This window comes from Phaeodactylibacter sp., from assembly GCF_022763345.1.
Classification (GTDB): domain Bacteria; phylum Bacteroidota; class Bacteroidia; order Chitinophagales; family Saprospiraceae; genus Phaeodactylibacter.
The window spans coordinates 33,683-46,764 of the sequence record NZ_JALEGS010000058.1 but is presented as its reverse complement, the minus strand read 5'-3'; the positions used below and the strand labels follow the sequence as shown (position 1 = coordinate 46,764).

Genomic DNA, 13,082 nt, shown 5'->3' with positions numbered 1-13,082 from the left:
CCGTGCCATGAAAAAAGTACTCATCCTATTTGCTCACCCCAGGTTTGAGCAGTCAAGGACGAATAAAGCCCTCATCCAAAACATAAAAGGTATGGAGGGCGTAACTTTCCATGACCTGTATGAGCGCTACCCCGACTTCCATATTGATATTCCATATGAAAAGGATTTGCTTGCCCAACACGATGTTGTGGTTTGGCACCATCCGTTCTATTGGTACAGCTGCCCGCCCCTCATGAAACAATGGATTGACCTGGTGCTTGAATATGGCTGGGCGTACGGGCCACAGGGCAATGCCCTTGCTGGCAAGCAATGCCTGCAAATCATCACGACAGGAGGCTCAGCCAAAGTGTACTGTTCAGAGGGGCGCAACCTCTATTCTATCAATGAATTTCTGCGGCCCTTTGAGCAGACAGCAAGGCTCTGTCAGATGAAATACCTTTCACCATTTGCAGTGATGGGCACGCACCGGTTATCCCAAGAAGACCTGGAAAAGTTTGCCTGGCAGTACCGGCAGGTCATCGACTATCTGCAGGAAGGCAAATCCCTGCAAAGCCTGGAAAACTGCGTCTTCCAAACCGATATTCCTGAACTCAGCAACCTCAGCCAGTCATGACCGGAAGTATTCTTCTTCAAGCAATCGTTTTTCTCGCCGGGGCAGTCGTTTGTGTTCCCATTGCCAAACGGTTTGGCCTGAGCGCCGTGCTGGGCTATTTGCTCGCCGGTATTCTAATCGGCCCTTTCCTGCTGGGTTTTGTAGGAGAAGAAGGGGAAGATATTCTCCACTTTGCCGAGTTTGGCGTCGTGATGATGCTCTTCCTGATCGGGCTGGAGATTGAGCCCCGGAACTTCTGGAATATGCGGAAGACCATTGTGGGCATGGGCGGACTACAGGTAGTGGTTACCATGGGACTTTCCTTCCTGATGTTTATCCTGATGGGTTATGAATGGAAAGTCGCTTTAGCCATCTCCATGGCAGTGGCACTGTCTTCCACGGCTATTGTCCTGCAAACCCTAAAGGAGAAAGGGCTGATGAATACCACTGCCGGGGCTGCTTCTTTTTCTATACTGCTGTTTCAGGATATTATCGTGATCTTCATGTTGGGTGCCCTGCCCTTGCTCTCGGTGGCCAGTCATGGTGCAGAGTCAGATGATCACCACGGGAGCATCAACTTGCTGGAGAATCTACCCCTGGGGCTACAGACGCTTGTCATTATTTCCTCGGTAGCGCTGGTGGTGCTTGCGGGGCGTTATCTGTTCGTACCTATGTTGAGACTAGTGGCTAAAACCGGGGTAAGGGAGCTGCTGATCGCTTCTGCTCTGCTCATCGTCCTGGCGATTTCCTTTTTAATGGAGCTGGCAGGGCTCAGCCCGGCACTGGGCGCTTTTTTGGGCGGCGTGGTGTTGGCAACTAGCGAGTTCAAGCATGAGTTGGAAAGCACGCTGGAGCCTTTCAAAGACCTACTGCTAGGCTTGTTCTTCATGGCGGTTGGGGCGTCAATTAACTTCGTGGTGGTGAGTGAAAACCCGTTGATGATCAGCGGGCTGGTCATTGGAATCATCCTTTTGAAAGCCCTGGTCCTGTTCATCGTGGGCGCGGCCTTCAAAATGAAACTGGACCAGCGGCTGCTCATGACCGTCAGCCTGGCACAAATTGGAGAATTTGCCTTTGTGCTCTTCTCTTTCGCCTTCCAACTGGAAATTCTGGGCAGAGCGGTAACCGATATGATGCTAGTGGTTACGGCCATATCCATGACCCTTACGCCCATACTCGCTATGCTGAATGAACGCCTTGTTCTGCCGCGTTTTGGCACCAAAGAGTCGGTGGAACGCCCCATGGACGAGGTGGAAAAGCACAGCAAAGTCATTATCGTGGGCTTTGGGCACTTCGGAAATACGGTTGGCCGGTTTCTCCGGGCGTTTGGCGTAGAGCCTACCGTACTGGACTTTGACTCCAACCGGGTCGACTTTTTGCGAAAAATGGGCTTCAAGGTGTTCTACGGAGATGCCAGCCGGATGGATTTGCTGGAATCGGCCGGGATCGCAGAGGCGGATATCCTGATCACCACTATCGGCAACCCGGGTGTCACGGCGGACCTCGTGAAGCAGGTCAGGAAAAAATATCCGCACGTCAAACTGATGGTCCGCGCCCAAAATCGGTACGATGCCTATGAATTGCTGAACATAGGCGTGGAAAATGTATACCGGGAATCTTTGGATACCTCCGTTAAGCTAGCCAGTGATGTGCTGAGCGAAATGGGCTTCCGAAAGTACACCCTGCACCGGCAGGCTCAGCAGTTCATCCGCTCAGATGAGGAAAGCCTCAGAAGGCTGGCTTCACAGCCCCGCAATGAAGCAGCCTATATCTTCAAGGCCCGGCAGGAAATCGCCGCGCAGGAGAAGCTGTTGGAAGAAGACCGGCGAAGGGGCCTCCTTGAGGACGACCACCTGTGGGATAGCGAACAGATGCGTATGGCTAAGCAGTAGGGGGGGACAACGGGCGTCCAATACCCTACCGCACTGTCACCGGTAACGTCTGCACCTGTCCCTCACCTTGTATGCGGAGATAATACGTACCAGCCGCCCACTCCGTCACATCCACTTCAAAAGAAGCCGGAGTTTGTTTCAGGTTACGGCTGAAAATTTGCTGGCCGTTTACCCCAAAGGCAGTCAGGGTAACAGGCCGGCCCTGCCATGCTCCGAAGTCAATCCGCAGCCAGTCTGCTGCCGGGGACGGGAAGGCATTGGCGAAAGCTACGGTTGCCAGGTCGTTGGCACTGACCACCACAACGGATATCTCGGTACAGCTTATATCGCTGCCTGCACTGTTTATGGCGGTCAGGCAGACGTTGTAGGTGTTATTTGCCATGTAGGTGTGGGTTGGGTTTTGTACCGCGCTGCTATTGCCATCACTAAAGTCCCAGAACCACTCGGTGGGGTTATTGGCGGAAGCATCGGTGAACACAAGCGTACCTTCTCCCTGGTCTTCAAAAGTGAAACTGGCGGTGGGTGGCAGTATGACCACAACTTCCTGGCAACTGACATCGCTGCCTCCCAGATTAGTGGTAGTCAGGCAAACGGTATAAGTACCGGGTGCGCTATAGGTATGCAGCGGATTTTGCTCCGTACCCGTGTTGCCATCGCCAAAGTCCCAGGACCAGCTGAGGGGCATATTGGTGGAAGCATCAGTAAACTGTACCTGTCCCTCACTGAGCAGCTCTGCGGAAAAATCGGCGACCGGGGGTTCGTCACTTGGATTAATAGCGGCAAGATAAGTGGCGGAGATGGGGTTGCCATCCACGTCAAAGTCAACACTGCACACGGTGCCTACCCCGTCTGCGCCCCACCATTCATAAGAGACGGTCGTGTTTTCGAGCACATCGATCAGGATGAAACTGCCGAAGATTTTCACGTAAATAGAGTCGGCTGTGGTAATGACACTACGTTGTCTCAGTACTTCAAAGGTACCCGCCGGAACGGTAATTTCACCAAAGGCATCTACCTCGGCATCCACGGTACCGCCGCCAATCAGGCGGACCGAGTCAGCGCCAAAAGTTCCTCCATCAATTTCCAGCTGGTAACTAAATTCATCTTCAAATACCGCTCCGTAAGTAGTGGGCAGGGGAAGCAATTGCTGTTGATTTTCGAAGGCTACCGTGTAAATTGTACCGTCCGGGCCGGGTGCCGACCCGCCTGCAGCAAACAAGGCATCAGGGGTAACTTCAGCAAAGCTGTACAGGCCATTGCTGCCTTCAAAGGCGAAAGTGGCTGCAGGGAAAAGATCAGCAGCCGGTGTTTCGGAAGGCATGACGACTGTATTGGTGAATACTTCATCGGCATCAAAATTGAGAAATGACCAGGTTTGAGCATCAGCGCTGGCCGGGCCTACATCAACACTTGTCAAGAAGGTATCCACGGCATTGGCGTAAACTTCACCAAAGGCGGGTATATCATCGGCAGTGAGGGTAATCTGTGCTGTGGTGCCGATAGAAAAGAGGCAAATGAGGGGGAGAAGGATGGAGCTCTTGAGTTGCATAGTTCAGTTTTTGGTAATTTTCTCCAATATTTGAAGCGTTGGTACTTCGTTGCGATGTTGGAGCACTTCTTCGTTGCCCCAACGGCTGAAAGCCCCAAAATTACATTTAATTACCTTCAAATTCAATTTGCCGATGATGCCACGCTACCTGATCCCCCTTTATTGGACCCTTGCACTGATAGAAATCTACGGGGAGCATACGCTTACCGAACCGGTTATTCTGGCTGTGAAACCACTTTTGCTGACGGTCTTGTCGCTTTGGTTTTACCTGGAATGCCGGCCAATGGGCAGCCGATTCAGTGGGTTGGTACTGGCCGGGCTGATCTTTTCCATAGGTGGGGATACCCTGCTGATGTTTGTGGAGTACGGGCCCCGGGCTGAGCAGTTTTTCCTGTTTGGGCTGGGCAGCTTTCTCGTCGCACAGGTGTGTTATGCGGTCGCTTTCTGGACTTATCCGGGTGCAAAATCCGGGGACATACGGCAGAAGCCCTGGCTTGCCCTGCCATTTCTGCTCTACCTCGTGGGAATATTAGGTATGCTCTGGGCAGGTATACCTGCGGGCATGAAAGTGCCGGTTGCCGTCTATGCTGCTGCGATCGTCACCATGGCAATGGGCGCCTTCAACCTGCGGGGTCGGCTGAGCCGGGAGCACTTTCTGGGACTGATGGCTGGGGTGCTGCTTTTTGTGCTATCCGACAGCCTGATTGCAGCAAATAAATTCGGGCAGCCGGTGCCCAATGCGCGGGTGCTGATTATGAGTACGTACCTCCTGGGGCAGTATTTCATTGCGCGGAATGCGGCGGCGATACGTCCGGAAATGAGATAGGGCGCCCTGATGTACACCAGGACGCCCTATTCTGAGGTTAATGAATTGACAGCCTAATTTTTTAACGCATAATTACAAATTTCTTGCTCTTACGCTCCCCTTCCCACACTAAATGGAAGGTGTATACTCCGGCTGGCAACTGTGCTACATTGATCTGTGCCTGTTGCTGCCCGCGGTCTAATTGCTGCTGCTGACGCAGAACAACCTTACCGTTCAGGTCTACGACTATGGCACTGACCTGTGCTGCTTTCGGCAGTTCGAAGGTGTATTGCAACAGATCCTGAGCGGGGTTCGGGAACAGCTTCAGTGCTTTACCCGTATCAAGGTCGCCTACTGCCAGGCCACTGGAAGGCGGCGCCATCGCACTCGCCACACAAGAGGTCACGGTGCTGAGGTCAACGCTCATCGTGTTGGACGCATTGCCATCATAACCATCCTCCAGTGATACGGTTACAGAGGATACATCACCTGGGATAGAAACGTCCACGCTGCTTACACTTACACCGCTGAAGGTACCGTACGTTTGTGTGGTACCATTGCCATCCACGTAGGTTACAGTCACGATTTCGGTATAACGGGTCGTTGGGTTACCATTCGGCTTGTCGTTAATATTGGAAACGGTAAAGCTCACGTCGAAATGGCCTGCTCCAAAGTTCACTGAAGTAGACGAACTTCCAGGACCACTATGGGTCAGTGGATTGGTTGGGAAGTTGTCCGTAGCAGTTGTACATCCTCCTCCGGTATCACAACCGTCAGGGATACCATCGCCATCAGAATCGATCGTGTCATCAAAGCCAGGGCAAACATCATCAGCATTACAAACGCCATCACCATCATCGTCCGGGCAAGGGCCGCCGGCACCACATGAGGTCACCGTGCTCAAGTCTACACTCATGGTATTGGAGGCATTGCCGTCGTAACCATCTGAGAGGGAGACAGTGACAGAAGTAGCTGCGGCAATGCTTACATTCACACTGCTCACATTCACACCGCTAAAGGTGCCGAAGGTCTGAGTGCTGCCGTTACCATCTACGTAGGTCACGGTGACCACCTCAGTATACCGGGTATTTGGGTTGCCGTTTGGCTTATCGTTGATATTGGAAACGGTGAAGCTAATGTCTTCATGAACACTACCAAAATCCAGCGTAGTGGAGCCTGAACCCGGACCGCTATGCGTAAGAGGATTGGTCGGGAAGCTATTGGATACCGTCACACAGTTATTGCTGTCGCATCCATCCGGAATACCGTCTCCATCGGTATCCGCGCTATCGTCAAAACCGGGGCAGGCATCATCTGCGTCGCAAACGCCATCGCCATCGCTATCCTGGAATGTACCGGCGCAATTGCAATTGGCATCGAGTACATCGTTCACGGTACAGGCATTCCCATCATCGCAGGCATCGCCTGGCGCAGGTGCAGCAATCGTAACGGTATTGGTCGCAGTACAACCGTTCGCATCCGTTGCGGTTACGGTGTAAGTCCCGGCGCCCAGTCCGGAGATGGCAGATCCTGAGCCACCGTTACTCCAGCTGTAAGTGTAACTACCCGTTCCGCCAGAAGCAGACGCAGACGCAGAACCATCACTGGCACCGGTGCAACTGGCATCGGTACCACTCGCAGAAACACTAACTGCCGAAGGCTGGCTGATTGTTGCTGTTGCAGTTGCCGTGCTGCCTTCACTATCAGTTACCGTCACGGTGTAGCTTCCCGCGGAAAGGCCGGAAGCCGTAGCGCCGGTAGCTCCATTGCTCCATTGGTAGGAATAGGGGGATACACCATCAGTGGCCGTAGCAGTGGCACTTCCATCACTTCCTCCAGCGCAGGAAACATCGGTAGTGCCTGATATGCTGGCTGCAAGCGTAGGGGTGGAGCTTAGGCAAAATGGGGTAGTTTCGGATGACTGGAAAGAACCGCCGGAAGCCAGTACTGTGCCCGAAGCGTCCTCCAAAACGTAAGAGCCATTACCAAACCCGCAGCAGATGCCGTCGCCGTAGGAGTCAAAAATGTTAAACTCGTAGCAACCGTCATTAAGACAATTCACTTCAACCACGGTCGAACCCGCACCGCTGTATGGCCCACCGGAAGCGTAGGTCAGCCCATTGGAGGTTATGGTCCAGGTCGTTTCGCCGGGATAGTTATCCAAATTGATGGTTAGCGTGACATCCTGCCCATTACAAGGGCAGGGAGCGCAGTCAGGGCCACCGCAATCTACCCCCAGCTCATCGCCATTCTGAATACCGTCGTCGCAGGTTGGGCAGGCCGGGCAGTCCGGGCCACCACAGTCTACACCGGTTTCATTACCGTTCTGAATGCCGTCTTCACAGGAAGGGGGCCCACAAGCTACTGTGCAGGTGGCATTGGCGACGCTGTTACGAATGACATTACCGGGCTGCGGGCCAAAACCTTCATTGAAGTTGATACCCACGCTTTGCAGGTGGCAATAAGACATAATTGTACCTCCAACGGAAGGGTTTCCAGGCAGTGGGCAGGTGCCCTCAGTGCTGCCAGAGCAACCATCAATTGCAGTATTGTTCCCATTCCAGACACAGGCGTGGGTGTGGCGGGAGCCCCAAAGGTGCCCAAATTCATGGGTCACCACCATTACAGACCAGGAGTAGGTCGGCACTTGGGCATAGGTCGAGTTTACATTACTGAAGCTCATGCTGTTATCAGGATTGGGGTTGCAAAGGCCAGAGAATCCAGCTGCAATACCTCCGCTCGCCTGATAGGAGATCAGCTGGGCAAGGTCGCCATTGAAAGACCCCAGGTTGGCCTGGAAATCACTCAGCATACCACTGCTTGATGTGCTGGAATAAGGGCTGGGCACATCCCAGACTACGATCTGAGAGACCACAGCAGAGATGCTTTCGTTCGCATAAAGGGTAATGACCTCATTCATAAGGCCGGTCGTCCAGTTGGCCGCACCGGTAACGCCGCCTTTTCCGTTGTGGATGTCGTGGTCTACCTCCATATACAAACGGATGCAATCGCCTACAGCACGGGTATCTCCGGAGAAGACCAGGTCCTTGCGCTTGTAGCCGATGCCGTCATCGGGCGTGCCGCACTCGAACGGCAGATCGTGCAGTACATTAAGGTCGTTGTAAAGGATGTGCTCCCCATCAGTAAAGCCAGCGCCCTGCAGCTTACCTAAGACCAAGTTGCCAGCATCAGAAGCAATCAGCCCCATCACCTCGCCTTCAAGCACAGAAAGGGCGACTACTGATTCGGGATCGCCTTTGATGATCCCACGGTAGTGCATGCCCAGGGGGACATCGGTCACTTCGCGGCCAGAGCCCAGGGTCAGTTTAAAATCAGAGGTAAAGATAGGCGCCTGCGCGATTAACAATTCCAATGGTTCGCCTTGCCCGGCATCAGGTAGCAGAAGCGTCATCGTCTCCGGGCTGCTTGCCTTGATCTCCTCCAGAAAAGAGGCATTAAATGTGAGTACCTGGAAATCCGTAACGGAAGCATCGAGCTCCGTAACACGGGCTTTCAGTTCAGGTGCAGCATTAAAGGGAGCGTAATCCCGGAAAGCAGCTTTTTCAGCTTGATAGGACTCAATCAAATCCAATGGGATAACTGGCCGTTGCTGAGATTGAGCAAATAGCAACAGGGTGCTTGCAGTCAATAGTAATGTCAATAGTTTTTTCATACTAATTTTGAATTAATGTTAAGTTTTGGGAAAAGAATGACCAACCCTGCCCGGTGAGGCAGTGGTAAATCCTTTGGTTGTTCTTAGTGGTGATCTTTTGGTGTCAGGTAACCTCCGGTACACACCCGCAAACCTGCGAATGAACAGATGGCAAAACCAGGGAAACGCGAAAGGAACAAAAAGCGTGCTGGGGACTTAAAAATTCATTCTATTGAAAATCAAATATATCAAAAAATAAACATTTGCAAAGTATCTGACAGATTTTCTGCTTTTCAGTCTTGTCTGATTTAAGAAGGCATTTGACCTCTTGCCCTTGCAGAGCAGGAGATTTATACCGATATTGAGCGGATTGATTGATTTGAACACCAAGCTATGAAATTCAAAATCTTAATCTGCCTGCTGCTCACAGCGGGTGCGCTCTCTGCCCAAAATGGACTGGAAGGGCTCTGGACGGGTTCCATTATTGAGAAAAGCACCGGAGAAACGCTGCCGGTCGAACTCTACCTTACCCTTGAAAAAGGCTACATCAAAGGGATGTCTTATATCCACGTCACTAAGGATAGCGTGATCACACAGGAGCTGGTTGGCAAGATGTACCAGGATCGCTCCATCTACATGCGGGAAGTGACCGACAGGGAATACAGCATCGACAACCTCAACCCTGAGGTACTGGAAGGTGGCAAGTATGTCCGTAAATACCAGTTTGAATTCAAGCGGAGCATCTGGGAGTCTTCGCTCAATGGTTTCTGGCAGGAGATTACGCCTACCCCGTTTGCCGTAGAACGGAAGCTGGGGCAAATCAAACTGGAACGGAAGAAACCGGGCGATTCTTCCCGGGTATAGGAAGCCCCCGCTCTACAGCAAGTAAAACGAGGGCTTTGCTATTCCAATTGAGTTGTGATCCTCTTAATTCAATAATTCGTAGATGCCGGCGATACCTTGCCCGCCACCTACACAGGCGGTCACCATACCGTATTTATTGCCACGGCGGCGCATCTCATTGAAGAGCTGGGTGGAAAGTTTCGCACCGGTACAGCCCAGCGGGTGGCCGAGTGCAATAGCCCCTCCGTTTACGTTTACGATATCGGGGTTGAGCCCGGCTTCCTGAATAACGGCCAGGGCCTGGGCGGCAAAGGCTTCATTGAGCTCGATCAGGTCGATATCGTTGAGTTTCAGCCCGGCGTACTTCAGCGCTTTAGGGATAGCGACGCAGGGGCCAATGCCCATGTACAAGGGATCCACACCGGCTACGGAGCAGGAGACCAGGCGGGCAATCGGCTCGAGGTTGAGCTTTTTGACCATTTCTTCGCTCATCACCAGGGTGAAAGCCGCACCATCGGAAGTTTGGGAAGCGTTGCCCGCAGTCACTACGCCGCCCTGCGCAAAGACCGGGCGTAACTTGCCAAGCGCTTCGACCGTGGTGGAACGGCGTACGCCTTCATCCATGCCTACGGTGTGCTCACTGCTCACCCGTTTGCCGTCTTTTACGAATACATCTTCCACTTTTACCGGCACAATTTCATCATTGAATTTCCCGCCGTCGATGGCCTCAGCCGCCTTTACGTGCGAGCGGTAGGCAAATTCATCGGATTGATCCCGGCTGATGTTGTACTTGTTGGCTACGGCCTCGGCCGTCAGGCCCATGCTCGCCAGGTAATTAGGCGTGGAGGAAGCGACCTTGTAGCTGGGTGCGAGCTTGTAGCCCGTCATCGGGATAGAGCTCATGCTTTCGGTACCGCCGGCAACGTAGATTTCGCCCATGCCTGCGCGGATTTTGGCAACCGCAATGGAGATGGTCTCCAGGCCGGAAGCACAGTAGCGGTTAACAGTCACGCCGGGGACTTCCTTGCCCAGGGCGCGCATGGAAATCTGCCGTCCGATCTGCAGTCCCTGCTCACCCTCGGGGTTTGCACAGCCAACGATGACGTCATCAACCAGCTTAGGGTCAAGTTCCGGGGTTTGTTCCAAAAGATGGGTAATGATATCCACCGCCAGATCATCCGAGCGGTAGTTTTTGAAGCCGCCCTTCTTGGCTTTGCCTACGGCGGAGCGGTAGGCTTTTACGATATATGCATCCATGATAATTTCTATTTTGAGCTATCGCTTTTAACTATAGCAATAGGCTTAAATTCAAAAATCTAATTTTCAGCTTAATTCCTCAGCGGCTTATTCGTCTGCAGCATGTGCTGAATACGCTCCAGGGTCTTCTGCTCACCGCAGAGGCTCAGGAAGGCTTCCCGCTCAATATCGAGGAGGTACTGCTCTGACACCTGTTGCTGCCCGGTGAGGTCGCCACCGCAAAGCACCCAGGCTACCTTGTGGGCAATCTTGATGTCATGCTCGGAGGCATAGTGCCCCAGGCGCAACTCGTTGGCGGCAGCGTAGAGGGCGGCAAGGCCTGTACGGCCCAGTACTGTGATGTCTTCGCGCTGTATAGGCTTGGTGTAGCCTTCCGCAAGTTCCAGTACTTTCGCTTTCGCCTGAGCGATGTTGCGGTCGGTATTGAGTACGATGTGGTCTTTCTCCGGCAGCAGGTAGCCATAGTCGTAGGCCTGATGGGCAGAAGTCGCCACATTGGCCAGCGCGATGGTCTTGAACTGCTCGATGAGGGTCGGGATTTGCACATCGCCTTCAAAGAACCGGTCGGAAGCGCGCAGGGCAAATTCCTTTGTGCCACCACCACCGGGTATGAGGCCTACGCCCACTTCCACCAGGCCGACGTAGGATTCTGCGGCAGCCAGGGTGGCATCGCAGTGCATGATGGTTTCGCAACCTCCGCCAAAGACATAGCCCTGTGTGGCCGCTACTACAGGCACGGAGGAGTACCGGCAGCGCATCGTGGTCTGCTGGAAGAGGTTGACGGCCATGTTTAGTTCGTCGAACTCCTGCTGATAGGCCAGCATGGCGATCATCATCAGGTTGGCGCCTACGGAGAAATGCTGGGCGTTGTTGCCAATGACCAGGCCTTTCCAATCACCTTCTTCGGCAATTTGGATGGCTTCGTTCATACCGCGGAGTACGCCCTCCCCTATGGAGTTGTGGGGGCTGACGAATTCCAGGCAAAGAACGCCGTCGCCGATATCGTGCAGGACGACTTCGTTGTTTTTCATCACCGGTGCACGGTCGCGGTAGTTGTCGAGGATGATAAATTCCTCAGCGCCTGGCACGACTTTGTACCCCTTGGATTCGAGGTCATAGAATTTCTTGACCCCGCCTTCGCGCTTGTAGAACTGCGTATGTCCGGCAGCGACCATGTCTTTCACCCAAGGCGCAATTTTTTCGCCCTGTTCTTCTGCCAGTTGGATACCTTTCTCGATACCAATAATGTCCCAGTATTCGAATGGGCCAACGTTCCAGGCGTACCCGGCTTTCATGGCATCATCGATGCTGTAGAGGTTATCTGAAATCTCCGGAATGCGGTTGGAAACGTAGGCAAAAAGGCCCAGGAGAGATTTGCGCACCAGTTCTCCGCCCTTATCGTCCGCGTCAAACATAGCAGCGATGCGCTTGTCCTGATCGTCAATCTGCTTGGCCATTTTCAGGCTGGGCAGGTCCGGCTTCTGGCTGGGCTCGTATTCGAGGGTTTCCAGGTTGAGGGCGAGGATGACGCGGCGGCCATTCTCATCCTTTTCCTTGGTTCTTTTATAGAAGCCCTGTCCGGTTTTGTTGCCCAGGAATTTGTTGTCCAGCAGGAACTGCAGGTATTTTGGGATTTCGAAAGTAGCGGCTTGTTCATCATCGGGGCAGTTTTGCTTCAGGCCGTTGATGACGTTGGCCGCTGTATCGTGACCTACGAGGTCGCCCAGGCGGAAGGTGCCGGTTTTGGGGCGGCCAATGGTCGGGCCAGTGAGTTTATCGACTTCTTCAATACGCAGGCCCAGCTCAGTGGTAAGTTGGTAAATCTTTGCCATAGCGTACACGCCCACACGGTTGGCGATGAAGGCAGGCGTATCTTTGCAGAGGACGGTTTGCTTGCCCAGATAGACATCACCGTAGTGCATGAAGAAATCCACCACTTCGGGGTCCGTTTCCGGGGTGGGGATGATTTCCAGCAAGCGCATGTAGCGGGGCGGGTTGAAGAAGTGGGTGCCGCAGAAGTGCTTTTTGAAGTCATCGCTGCGCCCTTCCAGCATCATGTGTATGGGAATGCCCGAGGTATTAGACGTGATGAGGGAGCCCGGCTTGCGGTGCTGCTCCACCTGGTCGAACACCTTTTTCTTAATATCCAGGCGCTCTACGACCACCTCAATGACCCAGTCGCAATCTTTGATCTTAGCGAAATCGTCCTCAAAATTGCCGGTCGTGATCCGGCTGGCAAAATCTTTGTGGTACAGCGCGGCAGGTTTGCTCTTGATGGCGCTCTTCAGGGCGGCGTTGACGATACTGTTTCGGGCAGCCGGGTCCTTCTGCTGATCCTCCGGCAAGTCGCGGGGCACGATATCCAGCATCAATACCTCCAGGCCGATATTGGCAAAATGGCAGGCAATGCCAGAGCCCATAACACCGGAACCCAGTACGGCTACTTTAGTGATTCTTCTGCTCATTGAGTGATGATTGGTTTGATTTGATAT

Annotated in this window: 8 protein-coding genes; 4 read left to right on the top strand and 4 right to left on the bottom strand. The window is 53.2% G+C overall.

Annotated features, from left to right (window positions below):
- The first annotated feature begins 7 nt into the window (after window positions 1-7).
- Together MRY86_RS16105 and MRY86_RS16100 are read left to right on the top strand one after the other, a co-directional pair.
- Window positions 8-613, top strand: a complete 606-nt coding sequence (locus MRY86_RS16105; protein WP_293569916.1) for an NAD(P)H-dependent oxidoreductase — start codon at window positions 8-10, stop codon at window positions 611-613.
- Entirely contained in the window at window positions 610-2,484 is a 1,875-nt protein-coding gene (locus MRY86_RS16100) for a monovalent cation:proton antiporter-2 (CPA2) family protein (protein WP_293569914.1), read from the top strand. The genes MRY86_RS16105 and MRY86_RS16100 overlap by 4 nt, the downstream gene beginning before the upstream one ends.
- A gap of 25 nt (window positions 2,485-2,509) precedes the next feature.
- On the opposite strand, the gene MRY86_RS16095 is transcribed toward MRY86_RS16100, so the two are convergent.
- Window positions 2,510-4,033 carry a PKD domain-containing protein gene (locus tag MRY86_RS16095; RefSeq protein ID WP_293569912.1) on the bottom strand — a complete coding sequence of 508 codons (1,524 nt, stop codon included), beginning with the start codon at window positions 4,031-4,033 and terminating at the stop codon, window positions 2,510-2,512.
- Between the two features lie 133 nt (window positions 4,034-4,166).
- Between MRY86_RS16095 and MRY86_RS16090 the strand changes: the two genes are divergently transcribed.
- Complete coding sequence (locus tag MRY86_RS16090) at window positions 4,167-4,859, top strand: lysoplasmalogenase (RefSeq protein ID WP_293569910.1); 693 nt, start codon at window positions 4,167-4,169, stop codon at window positions 4,857-4,859.
- A 61-nt stretch (window positions 4,860-4,920) separates the two neighbouring features.
- Here the strand turns inward: MRY86_RS16090 and MRY86_RS16085 are convergent, their stop codons facing one another.
- Window positions 4,921-8,511, bottom strand: a complete 3,591-nt coding sequence (locus tag MRY86_RS16085; protein ID WP_293569908.1) for a M12 family metallo-peptidase — start codon at window positions 8,509-8,511, stop codon at window positions 4,921-4,923.
- Window positions 8,512-8,883: 372 nt separating this feature from the next.
- Here MRY86_RS16085 and MRY86_RS16080 point away from each other — a divergent pair, with 372 nt between their 5' ends.
- A complete protein-coding gene (locus MRY86_RS16080; protein ID WP_293569906.1) occupies window positions 8,884-9,354 on the top strand; it encodes a hypothetical protein in 471 nt (156 codons plus the stop codon).
- A 63-nt stretch (window positions 9,355-9,417) separates the two neighbouring features.
- Here the strand turns inward: MRY86_RS16080 and MRY86_RS16075 are convergent, their stop codons facing one another.
- Window positions 9,418-10,590, bottom strand: coding sequence for a thiolase family protein (locus MRY86_RS16075; protein WP_293569904.1), 1,173 nt, complete (start codon window positions 10,588-10,590; stop codon window positions 9,418-9,420).
- A gap of 71 nt (window positions 10,591-10,661) precedes the next feature.
- Window positions 10,662-13,055, bottom strand: coding sequence for a 3-hydroxyacyl-CoA dehydrogenase/enoyl-CoA hydratase family protein (locus MRY86_RS16070; RefSeq protein WP_293569902.1), 2,394 nt, complete (start codon window positions 13,053-13,055; stop codon window positions 10,662-10,664).
- Window positions 13,056-13,082 lie beyond the last annotated feature (27 nt).

Coding starts and splice junctions, on each gene's coding strand:
- MRY86_RS16105 (WP_293569916.1), top strand. CDS start 8: ATGAAAAAAGTACTCATCCTATTTGCTCACCCCAGGTTTGAGCAGTCA.
- MRY86_RS16075 (WP_293569904.1), bottom strand. CDS start 10,590: ATGGATGCATATATCGTAAAAGCCTACCGCTCCGCCGTAGGCAAAGCC.
- MRY86_RS16095 (WP_293569912.1), bottom strand. CDS start 4,033: ATGCAACTCAAGAGCTCCATCCTTCTCCCCCTCATTTGCCTCTTTTCT.
- MRY86_RS16080 (WP_293569906.1), top strand. CDS start 8,884: ATGAAATTCAAAATCTTAATCTGCCTGCTGCTCACAGCGGGTGCGCTC.
- MRY86_RS16070 (WP_293569902.1), bottom strand. CDS start 13,055: ATGAGCAGAAGAATCACTAAAGTAGCCGTACTGGGTTCCGGTGTTATG.
- MRY86_RS16100 (WP_293569914.1), top strand. CDS start 610: ATGACCGGAAGTATTCTTCTTCAAGCAATCGTTTTTCTCGCCGGGGCA.
- MRY86_RS16090 (WP_293569910.1), top strand. CDS start 4,167: ATGATGCCACGCTACCTGATCCCCCTTTATTGGACCCTTGCACTGATA.
- MRY86_RS16085 (WP_293569908.1), bottom strand. CDS start 8,511: ATGAAAAAACTATTGACATTACTATTGACTGCAAGCACCCTGTTGCTA.